17 protein-coding genes are annotated in these 17,018 nt (G+C 37.6%); 10 read left to right on the top strand and 7 right to left on the bottom strand.

Annotation, left to right across the window (positions count from 1 at the left end):
* Positions 1-20: 20 nt before the first annotated feature.
* From ACTB0Y_RS03890 to ACTB0Y_RS03875, 4 genes are all read right to left on the bottom strand, one after another.
* Entirely contained in the window at positions 21-401 is a 381-nt protein-coding gene (locus ACTB0Y_RS03890; RefSeq protein ID WP_463205486.1) for a DUF1987 domain-containing protein, read from the bottom strand.
* A gap of 140 nt (positions 402-541) precedes the next feature.
* Positions 542-1,687, bottom strand: coding sequence for an alpha/beta fold hydrolase (locus ACTB0Y_RS03885; protein ID WP_463205485.1), 1,146 nt, complete (start codon positions 1,685-1,687; stop codon positions 542-544).
* 19 nt (positions 1,688-1,706) lie between these two features.
* The gene (locus ACTB0Y_RS03880) at positions 1,707-2,081 is read right to left on the bottom strand and encodes a DUF1987 domain-containing protein (RefSeq protein WP_463205484.1); all 375 of its coding nucleotides are present in this window, start codon (positions 2,079-2,081) and stop codon (positions 1,707-1,709) included.
* A gap of 192 nt (positions 2,082-2,273) precedes the next feature.
* Complete coding sequence (locus tag ACTB0Y_RS03875; RefSeq protein ID WP_463205483.1) at positions 2,274-3,308, bottom strand: hypothetical protein; 1,035 nt, start codon at positions 3,306-3,308, stop codon at positions 2,274-2,276.
* A gap of 240 nt (positions 3,309-3,548) precedes the next feature.
* Here ACTB0Y_RS03875 and ACTB0Y_RS03870 point away from each other — a divergent pair, with 240 nt between their 5' ends.
* The 6 genes from ACTB0Y_RS03870 to ACTB0Y_RS03845 are packed head-to-tail and all read left to right on the top strand — an operon-like array spanning position 3,549 to position 9,329.
* The gene (locus tag ACTB0Y_RS03870; RefSeq protein ID WP_463205482.1) at positions 3,549-4,223 is read left to right on the top strand and encodes a GIN domain-containing protein; all 675 of its coding nucleotides are present in this window, start codon (positions 3,549-3,551) and stop codon (positions 4,221-4,223) included.
* Positions 4,224-4,226: 3 nt separating this feature from the next.
* Positions 4,227-4,994, top strand: a complete 768-nt coding sequence (locus tag ACTB0Y_RS03865; RefSeq protein WP_463205480.1) for a Rossmann-like and DUF2520 domain-containing protein — start codon at positions 4,227-4,229, stop codon at positions 4,992-4,994.
* A 54-nt stretch (positions 4,995-5,048) separates the two neighbouring features.
* Positions 5,049-5,558 (top strand): KdsC family phosphatase, encoded by a 510-nt coding sequence (locus tag ACTB0Y_RS03860; protein ID WP_463205479.1) that lies wholly within the window; start codon positions 5,049-5,051, stop codon positions 5,556-5,558.
* A 44-nt stretch (positions 5,559-5,602) separates the two neighbouring features.
* Complete coding sequence (locus tag ACTB0Y_RS03855; RefSeq protein ID WP_463205478.1) at positions 5,603-6,559, top strand: geranylgeranylglycerol-phosphate geranylgeranyltransferase; 957 nt, start codon at positions 5,603-5,605, stop codon at positions 6,557-6,559.
* Positions 6,556-7,137 carry a Maf family protein gene (locus ACTB0Y_RS03850; RefSeq protein WP_463205477.1) on the top strand — a complete coding sequence of 194 codons (582 nt, stop codon included), beginning with the start codon at positions 6,556-6,558 and terminating at the stop codon, positions 7,135-7,137. Before ACTB0Y_RS03855 ends, ACTB0Y_RS03850 begins: the two co-directional genes overlap by 4 nt.
* A gap of 17 nt (positions 7,138-7,154) precedes the next feature.
* Entirely contained in the window at positions 7,155-9,329 is a 2,175-nt protein-coding gene (locus tag ACTB0Y_RS03845) for a S46 family peptidase (protein ID WP_463205476.1), read from the top strand.
* 49 nt (positions 9,330-9,378) lie between these two features.
* On the opposite strand, the gene ACTB0Y_RS03840 is transcribed toward ACTB0Y_RS03845, so the two are convergent.
* The 3 genes from ACTB0Y_RS03840 to ACTB0Y_RS03830 are packed head-to-tail and all read right to left on the bottom strand — an operon-like array spanning position 9,379 to position 12,671.
* Positions 9,379-10,275 carry a hypothetical protein gene (locus ACTB0Y_RS03840; protein WP_463205475.1) on the bottom strand — a complete coding sequence of 299 codons (897 nt, stop codon included), beginning with the start codon at positions 10,273-10,275 and terminating at the stop codon, positions 9,379-9,381.
* 19 nt (positions 10,276-10,294) lie between these two features.
* Positions 10,295-11,605, bottom strand: coding sequence for a polysaccharide deacetylase family protein (locus ACTB0Y_RS03835; RefSeq protein ID WP_463205474.1), 1,311 nt, complete (start codon positions 11,603-11,605; stop codon positions 10,295-10,297).
* A 1-nt stretch (position 11,606) separates the two neighbouring features.
* Positions 11,607-12,671: a glycosyltransferase gene (locus ACTB0Y_RS03830; RefSeq protein ID WP_463205473.1), complete on the bottom strand. Its 1,065-nt coding sequence runs from the start codon at positions 12,669-12,671 to the stop codon at positions 11,607-11,609.
* Positions 12,672-12,804: 133 nt separating this feature from the next.
* Between ACTB0Y_RS03830 and murB the strand changes: the two genes are divergently transcribed.
* The 4 genes from murB (at position 12,805) to ACTB0Y_RS03810 (ending at position 16,871) form a co-directional block, all read left to right on the top strand.
* Complete coding sequence (gene murB, locus ACTB0Y_RS03825; protein ID WP_463205472.1) at positions 12,805-13,821, top strand: UDP-N-acetylmuramate dehydrogenase; 1,017 nt, start codon at positions 12,805-12,807, stop codon at positions 13,819-13,821.
* Positions 13,822-13,913: 92 nt separating this feature from the next.
* Positions 13,914-14,456: a GNAT family N-acetyltransferase gene (locus ACTB0Y_RS03820; protein ID WP_463205471.1), complete on the top strand. Its 543-nt coding sequence runs from the start codon at positions 13,914-13,916 to the stop codon at positions 14,454-14,456.
* Between the two features lie 623 nt (positions 14,457-15,079).
* Positions 15,080-16,150 carry a sensor histidine kinase gene (locus ACTB0Y_RS03815; RefSeq protein ID WP_463205470.1) on the top strand — a complete coding sequence of 357 codons (1,071 nt, stop codon included), beginning with the start codon at positions 15,080-15,082 and terminating at the stop codon, positions 16,148-16,150.
* Positions 16,143-16,871, top strand: a complete 729-nt coding sequence (locus ACTB0Y_RS03810; protein ID WP_463205469.1) for a LytR/AlgR family response regulator transcription factor — start codon at positions 16,143-16,145, stop codon at positions 16,869-16,871. Before ACTB0Y_RS03815 ends, ACTB0Y_RS03810 begins: the two co-directional genes overlap by 8 nt.
* The last annotated feature ends 147 nt before the right edge of the window (positions 16,872-17,018 follow it).

Raw genomic sequence — 17,018 nt, 5'->3', positions numbered from 1 at the left:
TGCATTATAAAAGCTTACAATCAGGGGTTATAGGGTATAAATGAAAAAGTCAGTTCATATAATGAAGCCAACTCCTCTCCCACATCCTGCATATCCTCATCTTCTTCCTGGTAATGCCACTCAATGATGACTTCCTTGCCGCTGTCCTGAATTCGTTTGAAATCAGCGAAAAAGGTTTTGAGCATTTTGGCAGATGATGAATTAAAATAATCAAGGTCAAAAACTACAGTTGTAACGGGCTGTGGATTACTTACATATGCTTTAATCCACTTAATAACCGGGGTATAAAAAAGCGTGGCATCTTCAGGCCGCGACTTGCCTGTAAAACGTATGATACCTTCTTCCGCATCGAGAAAAATTTCAGGTGAATGTTTCGTTGCTGTAATGGTTAAAGGCTTCATATAACAGTGAATTTTCTTTTATTTGGAATATTAACTATTCCTTTACATTTCAAAGGTATTGATTTTTTTTAATATTCCAGCACCACTGTTACATGATATGCGCCACAGCTAACTTAATAAGTCACTGAAGGATAGACAATTTACTGTTTTGAGGTTTTGCCCAAAATAAATTCCGGTGCTTGCTCCCATAAATCTGCATGGCCACATTCGCAATATACCGTTTTCTCTTTCAGTAGGGGTTGGGTATAAAAAAATTCATATTTAGGCACAAAAATACTTGCAGGAGCGCTGTAAAAAAAGTTTTGGAGATTTGTTTTTGTATTTTTTGTGATTAAATACCGACTTATTTTTTTATAAAAAGCGTTGGTAATAAAACTATACACCGTGTTTGGGATATCATCAGGGGCCTTTATCGAATTAATTTTAAGCGCAAAATCAATCAAATACGCTTTTTTGAGGTAGTTGGTGCTTTTTTCAATAACATCTTCGCGGGTTTCAGTTCCATTTAAAACATTGCTAAGCAATCTGCTAAAATCCTCTTTAACATACATAGCAGAAACCAATCCCATAGCCAACTTTTCTGAATGCTTGCTGGCGAACCAACTTTCTAAAGTATCCTTAAAAGCCATTATTCGATGCTCATCACCATCAAAAACAGAACTAATAAAATAATCAATTTTCTCGGGGTTTGGCATAGGCCGATTGGGGTCAACAGGAGAAAAGGCCAGAATAGAATCAACCAATTCTGGGTGATGTCTGTACAACTCACCGGCCACTAACGTTCCATAACTATGAGCAACTATCGTCAGCGGCGATAAACGAAGTTTTTCAGCAATAAGTGCTATATCGTCTGCAATATTGTGCGTAGAATATTTAGCCATATGTTCTGCAATAAATTCCTTTATTGCGGGGTCGTTTTCATCTTTGATATTTTCAAGGGCCCGATCATCAATGCCCCTGTAACCTGGCAATAAAATATTATACTGTTTTAACAGGCTGTCAATATCAAATGAAAATCTGATATTTGACCGTCCGGGACCTCCATTTAATACCACAATCCATGAATTAGAAGTGTCGGGACAAAAGGTCAGAAATGGTAGGGCATATTTGCTTTTTGTATGTTTTACAAAACCATAATTTACCTGGTAATGATTAAAGCTACCCGATTCCTGTATGAGTTCGGTATTTTGCCCAAACGGAAGTATTTCCTCATTGAAAGGATTCCTTATTTGGGCCGATAAAGAATTTAAAAACAGCAGTAAAAAAAGAATTAAAGTAAACCTCAACGGTAAAACTATTTTATGACTAATAAGCAATTAAATTAATTGGAAGTTCTACCAAAGCACCATATGAATCTCCTGCTTCCTCCATATCCTCATCATCTTCCATATAATACCAGTCGACCTTAACAATGCCGCCATCTTCTTTGATACGCTCAAAAAATGTTAGTATATCTAATATTTGCTTTGCAGATGCAGAATTAAAATATTCGAATTTAAATTTCACATGTGTTTCATCTTTAGGATCTTTCACATAGTTTTCGAGCCATATCAAAATGGGGGTGTAAAACTCTTTAACATCCTCCGGCAAAGACTTTCCACCAAATTCAAAACGTCCGTTCTCTTTATCAAGTATTACTTCTGGCGATTCGTCTGTAGGTTCAATAATTAATGGATCCATGAATATATATTTTATTATAAATACAGCTTTATTCGATTTCCAAATTTAATCTTTATTAAAAAAAAACGAAAATAAAAGCTCATAAAATAAGCTAATTCTTCTTAAAGCTTTTGCGTTGTAAATTAATCAATATACTTCAATTATAAAAGTAAAAATTTAATTTGCATGCTTTTTTTTCCCTGTCAAGAATAATTACCTCGTAAATTTATATTTATATTCATACAGGGTAAGAATGGAATCAACTGTTGGGGTTGATAATTTATAATAACGTGTTTGAGATTCATTATAAGACGAAAACAACCCCAGGCCATTATCCATATTACTAACGGTTGTTTCATTGTCTGTAAAGCCTGTATATGCATTGCCGGTCAATTGGGCCAATGCAACATCGCTGTTACCTGCAGTAGCATGATAGGCAACATCAACAAATTTCCTTTTAACAGTATTGGTTGTATCTCCATTTAAAAGCACATCGCGTTCAATGGCATCGTAAAACACGCCGGATGACTGATAAAATGCTTTTATACCACCACTTGATGCTTGCGTCTCATATGAATCACCAATAGTGAAGGTAAATGCTCTTAATACAGTATCTAAATCACCCGCAATATCAGTTATCTCTCTGTAACGCCCAATACCAATTACTTTGTATGCCTGACTGTTTGCCGGTTTATTGATTTCAACCTTAAATTGTTCTTCTTCATAAGAAATATCGAAGGTGCTAAAGTTGGGTGGGTAATTAAAATTAAAATCTTTAATCGGAGTTGTCTGAGAAGTTACAACATTATTACCTTCCTTTACTTCTAAACCCAGTTTAATATTCCCTGATGTATAATTACCCAACAAATTTGGTTCACGAAAATAATATAGTATTACATTTTCTGTATTGAAGTACTCGCCCACTGGTTTTTCCAGTAATGTATCACGGCAAGCATAGGTCTTTACGGTATCATTATTCCGGATTCGATAAATTCTAACATCAACTTCGGCTGCAGCAAACTGAATGCTATCCTGATTATTTGCACCCACATAAAAGTTTTCTGCTGAGAAACCACGATTTACTCTCACATAATGATATTCATTAGAAGGAGATATGTTGGCATATGCTACAATAGTTTTTTGGTATCCATCGGCAATATCTACCTCATCATTCAGCAAATCAAATTCATCTGAACAACCCATAAACAAAACGAGTAAAGCAAACAAAACAGGTAATAAACGTGTCATAGTTATATATTTTAACAAACGGCTAAATTACACAAAAATAGGAATTGCGCAAGGCATAGTAAGCTTTTTGTGATGCTGTATAAAACATATTGAAATGACCATTTACAAAAAAATAGTTGCGTATTATTTTTAACATTATTATTACTTTTACTTGAAATTTAAAGATTAAATCCTTTACAAAAACGTTGCTACTTTTTAAGCCAGATTAAATTCAAACAACAATAAAAATAAAATCACACCATGAAGTATTTATCAATCATATTTATTTTGCTCGTGAGTTACCCGGCAACAGCTCAAAAATTACAAGAAACGAGAAGATTTAATGCCCCCTCAAAAGTAATTGTTGATGGAAAGATGAAGATTAATTTTCATCTTTCAGATGATGTTGAGGTAGTTATTGAGAGCAAGAAAGTACCGCTGAAAGATATATATACAAAGTATACCAATGAAGAACTGCTCATAAGGGTTGAACCATTAGACATTGAAGGAGGCAAAGTAGTGATTGATGCCTATCTGCCCAAATTCACAAGCCTGACCATGTCGAGAGGCGCCGAAACTGACATCAGAAAACCCATTTTTAACGATAGCGTAACCCTAAAAGCAACCTCAGGAGCTGAACTGGACGCCAAAATGTTTATTAAAACAGCAGCAGCCAAATGCACCTCAGGTGCTTTTATTGAACTGGCCGGCAAAATAGATTATCTCGAAGCCAAAGCACATTCGGGAGGTATAATACGAACAGACAGTTTGCAGCTGGAGAGCGCTAAACTTATTGCAAGAACCGGAGGATTTATTGCTGCTACACCTACCAAAGAGGCAAAGGTTCGCTCAACTTTTGGAGGTGAAATAAAATTATTAAATAAAGTAATTGTAAAATCAACCACACTCTTTGGTGATATTTATATTAATGAATAACATATGCATCAAACGCAATCTATATCTGTTATAGGCACAGGTAATGTCGCCCATTCTCTTGTGCCCGCCCTGCTCGATGCAGGTTATAGCATAGAACTTGTATATTCGAAAAACCCTGAACACGCCCAACATTTTGCCCGCAAGTTCAACCTGCGCCCGGCCACAAAAATTACAGATTTAAAAAGCCAAATTATAATAATAGCTATCTCAGACAGTGCCCTGGAACAAGTAATTAAAACCTTACCAAAAAACGAAAATCAGATTCTGGTGCATACTGCCGGCAGCCAGCCCATAGAACTCATTGGCCAATACCATATGCATGCAGGAGTATTATATCCATTACAAACATTTTCGGCACAACGAAGAGTTGATTTTAAAAACGTACCCGTTTGTATTGAAGCCAACAGTGAATTTGTTGCCAAACAATTGACAGGTATCGCCAACCATATTTCGGAAATGGTCTTACAGGTCAATAGTGAAGAACGTTTACAAATACATACGGCAGCCGTATTTGTATGTAATTTTACAAATCTTATGTACACATTTGGTAAAGATATTATGGAGCGTTATAATTTACCGTTCGATATTTTAAGACCACTGATAAAAGAAACGGCAGACAAGGCACTTTCCAATGACCCGGAAACTGTTCAAACCGGCCCGGCCATAAGAAACGATCAGGTAACCCTTGCCAAACATACCAACCAGCTTAACGATGACCTCGCACAAAAATATATACAGCTCTCAGAATGGATTAAAAAACGGTACGGTTGATCACAAATGCTTTGATGATTTATTATCTTTAACCCGCTAAACTTAACAAATTTGATGAAGAAAAATTTTAAAGAACAACTCGGCAATATTAAAGTATTTGTTTTTGATGTGGATGGAGTTTTCACAAACGGCACACTTTATTTATTACCCGGAGGAGAACAAGCGCGCCAGATGAATATTCGTGATGGTTTTGCTGTAAAATATGCGGTTGAAAAAGGTTACCTGATAGGCATCATTACCGGTGGCGAAGATGAGCCTGTTCGCTGGCGATTTAACAGACTTGGCGTTAAGGATGTATATCTCCCTTCGCAAAATAAAGTGGAAGACTTAAAAAACTTCATGGCAAAGCATAAAATTGACCCCGCAACAGTGCTTTACATGGGAGACGACCTACCAGATTACAACGTGATGAAACTGGCAGGCATTCCAACCTGTCCGGCAGATGCTGATTCGGAAATAAAACAAATTTCTGACTATATTTCGGACAAAAATGGAGGTGAAGGTTGCGTACGTGATGTAATAGAGCAAGTACTCAGAGCGCAGGGAAACTGGGTTGTTGAATAATGGCTTTGATATATGAATAGAATAAAAATTTAAACATACACCCTATGCAGGCATTTTTACGACTTATCAGATGGCCCAACCTAATAATTATACCATTGGTGATGGCTGCAATACGATTCGCAGTAATGGAACCCATGCTTCATGTCAGCGGTATGAGCACAGCAATGCCTTTACGCGATTTCTGGCTCATGGTATTGGCTACCATGTTTCTGGGATCTGGTGGGTATATTATTAATGACTATTTCGACCGAAAAATTGACCTGATCAATAAACCGGGAAAAGTAGTTGTGGGCCAAAAAATGAGTCGTATCGGAGTTATTACCTGGCACATAATCTTTAATTCGCTGGCTGTATTGATAGGATTATGGCTGGCATGGCAGGTGCACCTGTGGTGGGTGGCTTTTGTATATGCATTTGTAAGCGGCATCTTCTGGTTCTATTCTACCACCTATAAAAGAATGTTTCTTGTCGGAAACATCATTGTATCGCTTTTAACAGCAATGGTACCTTTCCAGGTGCTATTATTTGAATATACATATCAGGCCAATGAGGGTATGGTGCTCTTTGGAAATGGAGCCTTGCAGCAAAACTTTTATATAATTGCCCTATGGGTTATTGCATTTTCTTTTTTCGCATTTATGACCAACCTGATTCGGGAAATCGTGAAAGATTTTGAAGATATTCGCGGTGATATGCGTTATGGAAGAAAATCAGTTCCCATTGTGTTGGGTCTAAAAAATACTAAATGGGTTGTACAAGTTTTAACCATAGCTACAATGATAGCTATAATTTATGTAGCATCGAGAGTGGTTTACGATTGGTTTTCATGGATTTATATATCATTATTAATTCTATTACCCCTAACGCTACACATGTACTGGGTACATTTTGCTCATAAAAAACGCCACTTCCATCGTTTAAGCCAATTGATGAAAATAATTATGTTTACAGGCTTGCTTTATGCTTTAATTGTCAGATACAATGTACTTCAGATTGTATGATCGAAAATATAAACAAAAATAAAGATATCATACTGGCCTCAGGTTCCCCGAGAAGGCAGGAATTATTAAGGCAATTGGGATTATCATTTTCTGTACAACAGAAAAAAATCGATGAATCATTTCCTGATAACCTAACCCCGGCTGAAATAGCCGAATATGTGGCTCAAAAAAAAGCCATGGCTTTCCCAGCACCCAAAAAAAACCAGATTATTATTACCGCAGATACCATAGTGGCCCTAAATGAACACATACTCGGCAAGCCAACAAATAAAAAAGATGCATTTGAAATGCTGAATGCGCTTTCAGGTAAAAGCCATCACGTAATAACAGGTGTTTGCCTGCGCAATGAACATACCTGTCATTTATTCCATGGTAACACGAAGGTTACTTTTGAAAAATTGACTAATGAGCTTATTGAACAATATATTGAACAAGAGCAACCTTATGACAAAGCCGGGGCCTATGGCATACAGGAATGGTTCGGAATGGTAGCTGTAAAACACATAGAAGGCAGCTATTACAATGTGATGGGACTCCCTGTGCATTTGCTGTACCGAAAATTATTAGAAATTATATAACATTAAAACATAGCATTATGATCAAAAGACGATTAATACTATTTATTGCGGCAATTCTAATTGCATTGCCCCTTTTAAGGGCACATGAAGGAATGTGGGTGCCTGTTTTGCTCGAAAAGTACTCATTCGAGCAAATGCAGAAAGCCGGCTTCAAACTCACTGCTGAAGACATTTATGATATAAACCAGGCATCCTTAAAAGATGCAGTAGTAGGTTTGGGATATAATGGCCGGCCTTTTCGCCATTTTTGTACTGCAGAACTTATTTCTGACGAAGGACTCATCCTCACAAACCATCATTGTGGCTACAGGGCTATTCAACGCCACAGCACTGTAGAGCACGACTACCTTACAGATGGCTTCTGGGCCTATAAAAAAGATGAAGAACTGGCCAACCCATGGATAACCGCATCATTTCTCAAAAGAATGGAAGATGTAACTGATCAGGTTTTAGAAGGAGTTACAGAAAACATGACAGAGGAAGAGCGTGAAATGAAAATAAGGGACAACCAGGAAGCAATTATAAAAAAGGCTGAAGAAGAAACGCACTACCGCGCAAATATCAAACAGTTTTTTGCAGGTAATGAATACTACATGTCAGTATACGAAATTTTTAAGGACGTTAGATTAGTAGGCACACCACCTTCAGCCATTGGTAAATTTGGCGGCGATACAGATAACTGGTCCTGGCCGCGCCATACAGGCGATTTTTCAATGTTCAGAATTTATGCAGGAAAAGATAACCTGCCTTCCGAATACACAAAAGATAATGAACCTTACAAACCGGTAAAACATTTCGAAATTTCTACCGAAGGTATCAATAAAGGTGATTTTACCATGGTTCTGGGTTACCCGGGAACAACTCAACAACATATTCCCTCTTACGCTGTAGAACTTAAAAAGAATCATATATACCCATTGCGAATTAATTTACGTGAAACACGTTTAGATGTAATGAACAAATACATGGAACAAGACAAAGCTGTACGCATTCAATATGCTTCTAAATATGCGGGTATTTCTAACGGATGGAAAAAATGGATTGGTGAGATTCAAGGACTTGAGCGCTTTAATACCATCGAAAACAAACAAAAACTTGAAACCGAATTTAAATCATGGGCAAATAACCATGCTGCTTATCAGGGCGTAATAGAAAAATACGAAAAATTCTATGACAGACTCACCCCGCTTCAGGAAGGATTCTATTATGCTATAGAATCGAGTATGGCCATTGAACTAACAGACTATGCCGGACAATTCTCAAGACTTGTAGATCAGGCCAAAGATGAAAAAGACACTACCGGCGTGGAAAATACTGTTGAACGCCTCAAAAATGGACTTGAAAGCCATTTTAAAGATTATTATTTGCCTATCGACAAAGAAATAGCCGGAAAAGTTTTAAAAATTTATTACAATGGAGTACCTGAAGAATTCAGACCTCCTATCATGCAGGAAATTCATGATAAACATAATGGTGATTTTGAAGCTTATGCACAAGATTTATTTGAAACGTCAATATTTGCCAGCAAAAAAAATGTAGAGGACTTATTAAAAGACTTTAAAATAGAAGATTACGAAAAAATCGAGTCTGATCCTGCTTATCAGTTATACGAACAGGTGGCTATATTTTATCGTAAAAACATACAACCCGAATATGCAGCTATATCAGATACACTGGACATCCTTGACCGCAAGTATGTTGAGGGATTGCGAAAAATGCAAGCTGACAAAGTTTTCTGGCCTGATGCCAATTCTACTTTCCGTATAGCATTTGGTAAGGTAGACGGATACGAGCCACGCGATGCGGTTGAATACGAGTACCAAACAACCTTAAAAGGCATAATAGAAAAAGACAACCCGGAAGTATATGATTACCGTGTGCCGGATAAGCTCAAAAAACTTTACAACCAAAAAGACTACGGTAAATATACCAATAGCGACGGCGAAGTTCCCGTATGTTTCATAGGTACAAATCATACAACCGGCGGAAACTCGGGCAGCCCGGTACTCGATGCCCATGGTAGATTAATAGGTATAAACTTCGACCGTGCCTGGGAAGGTGTTATGAGCGATATTACCTACAAACCTGAAATTTGTCGTAATATTATGCTGGATATCCGCTACGTATTGTTTATTGTTGATAAATATGCCGAAGCAGATAATTTGATAAAAGAAATGACGATTAAGGAATAAACCGATTTAGCCAAAAATAAAACCGTCTGTGTATGCAGGCGGTTTTTTTTTACCACAACCCTAAAATTTTTCTCCTCTTTTTTACTACAGCATAAGGGGTACTGGAAAAACCATTGGCATTTAAAACTTCAATTAATTCTTCGTCACCACGCGCACTGCATTCTAATACCAAATCCTGTTTTTCGAAATCTTTATAGAAGCGATTAAGAATAACCTGGAAAACTTTCTTCCTATCAACCGTGTTATCGGCTAAGCTAAAAAGCATATAAACTCTGTGGTGGAACCTTATGGCATACGTGAGCCCAATAATATTATTTGTAGAAGAATAAACACCATATGCATTACCAAAACCAAAACGGGAACTAAATGATAACAAACGGCGCAAAGCCAGTATCTCTGTTTGCTTTATTTTGCGGCCATACATCCGCAGTACAAAGTTAATAATTACCGCAAGCTGAACACCCCGTGAGACAGTCATATCATCTCCTCTACTCGTTAATAATGAGGCATTTGCCATCTTTTCTTGTACCGCAGCCGCATATATCAGGTCCTTACTATACACATAAGCATCGTAGTGGTAAAACCCATCTATATCTCTGGAGTTAAGCACATTGAGCGGCATTTCCCATCGCTTGTACTTGCCTGGAATTTTATTCAGAAACTCATTTAAAACCGCTTTGCTGACGGGTTTAGTAGAAAATACTCCGAGTTGCGTAATAAGTGAAAGCACCGATAGGCGCAGCTTACCGTTTCGTTTATTCAACGGTAATGGCATTACAGCTTCATAATGGTCCGATATAAGCGCATCCCAACCGTCACAGGTACTGTCGAGAAACCAGGAGTAGGCGTATAAAGTGCCATTTGCAGACTTATTGATACAGGAATCCCATTTACGAAAATCAATTTTTTCGTTAACGACATAAGATATATTCAGCTGCTTACTCAATTTGTTCTCTTAAAACCGGTTAATCCTTTGGCACAGCATAATCCACTACACGTTCGTATATTGTATCCCAGCCTTTCCATGGACTTATGTCACTTAAGGATTCATTGTGCCACACGGTTATAAGCTCACCGCCCACATCTTTGACTTTATCAATAATTTCTGTGCATTTATTGTATGCCTCATTAGGATTATGCTTTGAATAAAAGTTTAATGTGGCATCCATCAGCTGAAACGGATAAATGCGCAGGTTTGTGGGTTGATTGGCTTTAAGATTAAAAAACTTAAAAGATCCGGCATATCCGGCTCTAAAACCCGGCCTTGAAGGATAGCCCATAGAAAAATCCTTCTTAATACCTTGCTTAATGAGTTGCTCGTAGGAATCAGGCATTTTAAATTTAATATAATGAAAACGGTTACACTTCACTTCCTTATCTGTAATTTCATCCATTTCTTCAACCTCTTCTGCTAAATGTCTTGGGTTTTGAGATGAAGCAAATGAGGCGTGAATACCCACATTCGCAGTTTCTGAATAATCATGAATGAGTTGCCTATAGTACCTGTTTTTGTAGGAAAGCGCCCTATCATATCCGCCATAATTTCCCAGTAGAAAAAACACATATGGCTTAAGGTTATATTTTGCGTGTATTCTGTTTATTTCGTCATAGGTGTCGTAAGGATCGGGTTCTGCACCTGTTAAAACCTTCAACCGGTGTCCATAATTATGAAACCGCTCTCTTACCATATTCATCGCCAAACCACCTGCTGTGCGCAAGAATCCCTTGTGTAAATAGGCCCAGGCATTATCCACATCTATTGAAGGGGTAAATCTATATTTGGCCTCTTTTAATGGTAAATCAGGGAAGCGTTCTTTCAATAATGCGCCAAGTCTGTTAAGCCAAATATTGACAACCGGCTCATAAAGAAACTCGCTCTTCCATGCAATGCTGTTCCTCGGGTCATATCGACCGTATCGGTCTCTTTTTGCATACAGATATTCTTCGTAACGGGATATCATATAGAAAGTGGCCGCAAAAACATCGAACGGGAAATCACCTTTGCTGACATTGTAAAAAACCTTTACACCATCCCATTCCTTCACTATTACCTGGTGCTCTGTAACATCCTCCTGGAAAAGTAATAAAACAGGAAATATATTGAGCGAATTGTCTTTAAAATCCTCCATGGAATAGTTAAGCTTAGGACCTAACTCCGCTCTGAACTCCTTTGCATCGGTCACGACTTTAAAATTGATACCAAATCTTTCCTTGAAAATAAAATCAAGGGTATATAATAACCGGTTACTTTTCTTGTGGGTGTATATTGTCAACATATTATTTAAAGATATCTATCAGTTTCTGCTCTTCTTTGTTCCAGTTTAGCTCACCGGCAGCCTTTTCAAGTGCAGCATCAAAGGTATGCCGATTATCGAAAATTTTTACAATTTGTTCGGCAATTTTTTCCGGTGTTCTTTCATTTAAAACCTCTCCTACTCCATATTGCGTTACAAGGTTATTCATTGCGGGCAAATCTGCTACCAAAACAGGGATTCTGGCCTGTATATAATCAAAAATTTTATTGGGCTGGGCATAATAATAATTCAGGCCCATATTTTCTTCCCACGACAGCCCAATATGCGCCTTTGGAGTGAGGCTTTGCATCAACTCAAAGTCGACATGGCCTTTAAAAACCACATTCTCCCGATTTTTTGCCCTGGCCTTCAATTCCGATTCCACATCACCCCTGCCGCAAATTATTAATTGAAATTGCGGCAAATGCGCCATGGTCTCAATCATTAAATCAATGCCACGCCCCACATTCAATACTCCCTGGTAAATGAGCGTGGGTTTTTCAAACTTTTCCAACAATTGTTTTTCCCGGTGAAAAGGTACGTTCCTTATAACATCGACTTGCTTACCATATTTTTGAGCATAGATTTCAGCAATAGGTTCACACACCGTATAAAACCTGTCAACCCGCTTAATGCACTTCCACTCCAGCCAGCTCCAGATATTTTGTACCCGGGGCCGGTTTATTAATTCAGGCACCTCGGTAAAAAGTTCATGACTATCGTAAAATAGCTTTACACGTTTTAAACCTGCTGCTACACGGGCTGCCGGAAGTGTATCGAGGTCGTTACTCAAGATTTCAGTATACCGGTGATTCAGCAAAAAAAGCAGCAGCCTGAAGTTATAAAGCGCATAAAAAAGCGGTCCTTTATTTACTGCCAACCTAAAACGCCTAATTCTGTATGGTCTGGTTATTTCAGGGCTGTTTTTCCGTTTCCGTCCAACGACCCAAACATCTTTACCAAGGCGGTTTTTGAGCGTAAGCGCAGTTTTATGCACACGCTGGTCTGCACTCAAATCATTGGTGACACAAATAATTATTCGCTCCAATTGTTCAACTTTTACACAAAAATAACCGAACCTGCCCAAAAATAAAATATAAAGCCACATATCTCACAGGTTATGCAGTTTTAAAATTTGCATGAGAAAAAATATAACACTTATTTTGCTGCAAATTTGACTCATGTCCCAATTAAAAAAGAATATTGATCTCTCGTCGTATCACACATTTGGTCTGCCACATAAAACAGACGCACTTTTCGAATATGAATCGGAAAAGGAACTGATTCACTTTTTAAAAACAGAAAGTCACAAGTTTAAAAACCTAATGCCAATAGGAAGTGGCAGCAATTTGCTATTTACCCAAACCTACCATGGTTGCCTGCTGCATAATAGAGATCTGCATATAAAAGTAACAGACAGGAACGAAACATATACGATTGTGCAAACCGGTGGCGGTTTGGATTGGGACGATTTTGTGGCCTGGACAGTAGCACAAAAACTTTACGGCCTCGAAAACCTGTCATTAATACCCGGAACAACCGGAGCTACCCCTGTGCAGAATATTGGGGCCTATGGTGTAGAAGTACGGTCCTTTATCAAATCGCTCGAGGCAATTGAAATAGCGACTGGTAGAAAATACACATTCAGCAATGCAGACTGCCGTTTTGGGTATCGCGACAGTATTTTTAAAAACGAATGGCGCAACCGTTTTGTGGTTACCTCCGTAATCTATCAGTTGCTGAACGCCCCACAATTTAATGTTAATTATGGTTCACTGAAACAAGAGATAGACCGCTTAGGATCCCTGAACCAGGAAAACGTGCGCAAAGCAGTCATCAACATAAGAAACAGCAAATTGCCCGATCCGGATGTAACCGGAAATGCCGGCAGTTTTTTCAAAAATCCGGTAGTGACGCAAACCACGGCAAGCAAACTTTTGGAACAATTCCCCGCCATGCCAAATTACCCGGCCGAAGATTCATCTGTAAAACTGGCAGCAGGCTGGCTAATAGACCAATGCGGATTAAAAGGATACCAAACCCAAAAGGGTGCCGGCATACATGACAAACAGGCACTGGTACTGATCAATAAAGGCGCCAAAAACGGAAAAGACATACTTGAGCTGGCTCGTTATGTACAAGCCAGAGTAAAATCGCAATTTGGCATTGAACTGGAGCCTGAAGCTACTATTTTGTGAGCATAGAAAAGTACAAATTAGACGATATATAAAAACAACCTTATAACCTGCCAGAGCATTAAACCAGACACTATTCCCCCAAAAAGTGCACCATGAAAATAAAAACCAAACAACTCATAGTTAGACCAATAACTCTTGCAGACAAAAACGAGATTTTTGAATACCGGCATGATAAAGAGACCAACCGGTTTCAGGGGTGGATTCCCGATACAGTGAAAGATGTGGAAGTATTTATTGCAAAAACCGCCAAACAGATTAACGAACCTGAAACCTGGTTTCAATTGGTAATAATTGAAAAACAATCAGATAAATTAATCGGTGATATCGGACTACACTTTTTTGACGTTGAGCATCAGCAAGTAGAAATTGGTTGCACGCTGGATAAAAATTTCCAGGGAAAAGGTTTTGCTACTGAAGCATTAGCAGCTGTATTCGATTATCTTTTTAAAAAATTGAACAAACATCGGATAATCACTTCTATAGATCCGGAAAATAAAAACTCAATAAGGCTTGTTGAACGATTAGGATTTCGCAAAGAAGCGCATTTTGTAGAAAGCATTTTCATGAATGGTAAATGGGTTGACGACCTGATTTATGCCCTGCTTGAAAAGGACTGGCAAAAAACAAAATCCTAACTACCCGATAGCGCGGATTTGTAATCCGTGCTTGCTAATTATTATTTGAGCGTCGCGCACGGAGCTTTACAATACACCATAATGGATGCATTATGCTACCCGATAGCGCGGATTTGTAACCGTGCTTGCTAATTATTATTTGAGCGTCGCGCACGGAAAACATTTCCGCGCCATCAAAGTAGTTTTGGTATGCCACAGAATTGCTTTTATGCATTCTTGCCACACCAAAACTAACAGCATACATACTCATAGAAATCCTGTAAAGCTCTGGAATTGCAATTTTAACAGGTTTATTGTATCAACATTTGCTAAAACAATTATAATGCGTATACCTCCCCCTTTGTATTAGCAGCAAATATAAAAGTTTATGGGGCTTTGCCGGCTTCGTGTACATTTTTGTCCTCAAAAAATAGGAAAACCCAACAACCTTTGTTACATTAATAAATTATGGTATTTGCTTATAAACAGATATTTCTTTATTTGAAGCCTTACCCTTTTCGTGGAAGGCCACCTAAGTTCCACGATTTAAATAGATTGCGCCTCATAAAACGTCCATAATTTACCGGCCCCATAAAGAAATCTGTATATTTGATAATCTGAAATATATCTTTTTGCAAAAAAAAATGGAAAAGTCAACCCAAAATACAAAAAAAGTAACCCTTGAAATAATCTTCTGGCTCATATTGTTGGGAAGTAATTTCTCTTTTTTAAACCAATTTATGGAATGGCATCAAGCACTGATACGCGCTTCTGTAATGGTGGCTTTGTATGCTTCATTTGCTTATTTTAATATGCTATTGCTCATTCCCCATTTTCTTGACCGTAAAGGTATTGTCTGGTATGGCTTAATTGTGCTGTCATTTGTTCTGATTATGCAGTATTTGTTAGGCACGTCCGATCTACTTTTTTCTTCGAATTTCTCTTTGGAATTTCATTCTGTTAGTAATTCTGATATGGAATCCGGAATAGTGAAAACAGACGAACAGATAAAATCTTTCATTGCAATAATCATTTCATTACTTATTGTTTTAATCAGTACATCGTATAAATTAGTTTTAGATTCAATAGAAAGACAAAAAGCCAAACATAAGCTTGAGAAACAAAAAATGGAGGCAGAAATGAATATGTTAAAAAATCAGATCAATCCGCACTTCTTTTTGAATGCCTTGAATGGTTTGTATGCTTACAGCCGTATATCTCCGCAAAAAACCGGTGAATATATTACAAAGCTGTCAGATATGCTGCGTTACAGCACCTATGCTGCAAAGCAATCAGCAATAACCCTTAAGCAGGAAATTGACTACATCAAAGATTATATTTATTTTCAGCAAATTAAAGATGATGACATTTCTGTTGAAGTTAACGAGGACATTAACAATGCAGGTTTACTAATTGAACCGCTACTTTTAATCCCCATTGTCGAAAATGCGTTTAAACACAGTTATGATGAGAGAAATGCTAAAGGCCGAATCATCATAATTAATATCCGTCAAAAAGAATCTATGTTGTTTTTCGAATGCAAGAACAGCTTGCCTGAACAGCGAATAACCGATACAAAATCAAAATATAGCGGCATTGGCCTTGAAAATATAAGGTTGCGCCTTGAAACAAAATATAAGGAGCGATATGATATTCATTATGGAGAAGAGAATGGATTTTTTAAGTTATCCCTAAAGTTAAATTTGAATGAATGATGCAAAGCAAATAAAATGTGCCATTGTTGATGATGAAAGGCTGGCAAGAGACCTTTTACAGGACTTAATTCAAATGGACAACAATTTGGAGTTGAAAGGGAAATTTAAAAACACGTATGAATTAAAAGCATTTTTGAAACATTCATCAATTGATTTATTATTCCTCGATATACAAATGCCGGCAGAAACGGGCGTGGAGTTTTTAAAAAAAACAACTATTTCGCCAAAAGTGGTTTTTACCACGGCTTATGCTGAATACGCTGCTGAAAGTTATGAGCTGGAGGTGATCGATTATTTATTGAAGCCCATCACAGAAGAACGTTTCCTGAAATGTATGAAGAAAGTGAACCATGTACTGGAAACCGAAAAAAAAGCAGAAGCTTATGAAATAATTATTAATAAGCATGAAAACGATTTTTTTTATTTAAAATCTGGTGCCAGACAATACAAAATTGCTTACACTGAAGTTACCCTGTTTGAGGCAGATGGGGAGTACATTGTATATCATACAATACAGGAGAAATATATGATTTTAGGTTCGCTGAAAAAAATAGCTTTAGAACTGCCGCAGGATAAATTTATTCAGGTTCACCGTTCCTACATTGTTCCTATTTCAAATATAAAAGGGCGCGAAAAATATACTTTGCTCCTCAGTGATGGCCAAAAAATTCCAATTGGCAAAACTTTTCGTAGTGAGGTGTTGAAAAAATTAGAACGGTGAAACGCAGACGGAAACACGACCCTGGGAGGGTCGAACATTTTTGACTAAATATTTCCTTTCGCTGATTATAGCATTCCATTTATTGAATGCGCAATATTTTTGACTGCTTTGCGGCCGCTGTAAGATACTTTTGCTTTCAAATAAAAA

This window comes from Salinivirga sp. (assembly GCF_055145285.1).
Note: the sequence above shows the minus strand (reverse complement) of the source record. Positions and strands in the feature narration are given on the sequence as shown.

Bases quoted from the DNA above. Each gene is read 5' to 3' on its own strand.
- ACTB0Y_RS03890 (WP_463205486.1), bottom strand. From the start codon at position 401: ATGAAGCCTTTAACCATTACAGCAACGAAACATTCACCTGAAATTTTT.
- ACTB0Y_RS03880 (WP_463205484.1), bottom strand. From the start codon at position 2,081: ATGGATCCATTAATTATTGAACCTACAGACGAATCGCCAGAAGTAATA.
- ACTB0Y_RS03875 (WP_463205483.1), bottom strand. From the start codon at position 3,308: ATGACACGTTTATTACCTGTTTTGTTTGCTTTACTCGTTTTGTTTATG.
- ACTB0Y_RS03870 (WP_463205482.1), top strand. From the start codon at position 3,549: ATGAAGTATTTATCAATCATATTTATTTTGCTCGTGAGTTACCCGGCA.
- ACTB0Y_RS03865 (WP_463205480.1), top strand. From the start codon at position 4,227: ATGCATCAAACGCAATCTATATCTGTTATAGGCACAGGTAATGTCGCC.
- ACTB0Y_RS03860 (WP_463205479.1), top strand. From the start codon at position 5,049: ATGAAGAAAAATTTTAAAGAACAACTCGGCAATATTAAAGTATTTGTT.
- ACTB0Y_RS03855 (WP_463205478.1), top strand. From the start codon at position 5,603: ATGCAGGCATTTTTACGACTTATCAGATGGCCCAACCTAATAATTATA.
- ACTB0Y_RS03850 (WP_463205477.1), top strand. From the start codon at position 6,556: ATGATCGAAAATATAAACAAAAATAAAGATATCATACTGGCCTCAGGT.
- ACTB0Y_RS03845 (WP_463205476.1), top strand. From the start codon at position 7,155: ATGATCAAAAGACGATTAATACTATTTATTGCGGCAATTCTAATTGCA.
- ACTB0Y_RS03835 (WP_463205474.1), bottom strand. From the start codon at position 11,605: ATGTTGACAATATACACCCACAAGAAAAGTAACCGGTTATTATATACC.
- murB (WP_463205472.1), top strand. From the start codon at position 12,805: ATGTCCCAATTAAAAAAGAATATTGATCTCTCGTCGTATCACACATTT.
- ACTB0Y_RS03820 (WP_463205471.1), top strand. From the start codon at position 13,914: ATGAAAATAAAAACCAAACAACTCATAGTTAGACCAATAACTCTTGCA.
- ACTB0Y_RS03815 (WP_463205470.1), top strand. From the start codon at position 15,080: ATGGAAAAGTCAACCCAAAATACAAAAAAAGTAACCCTTGAAATAATC.
- ACTB0Y_RS03810 (WP_463205469.1), top strand. From the start codon at position 16,143: ATGAATGATGCAAAGCAAATAAAATGTGCCATTGTTGATGATGAAAGG.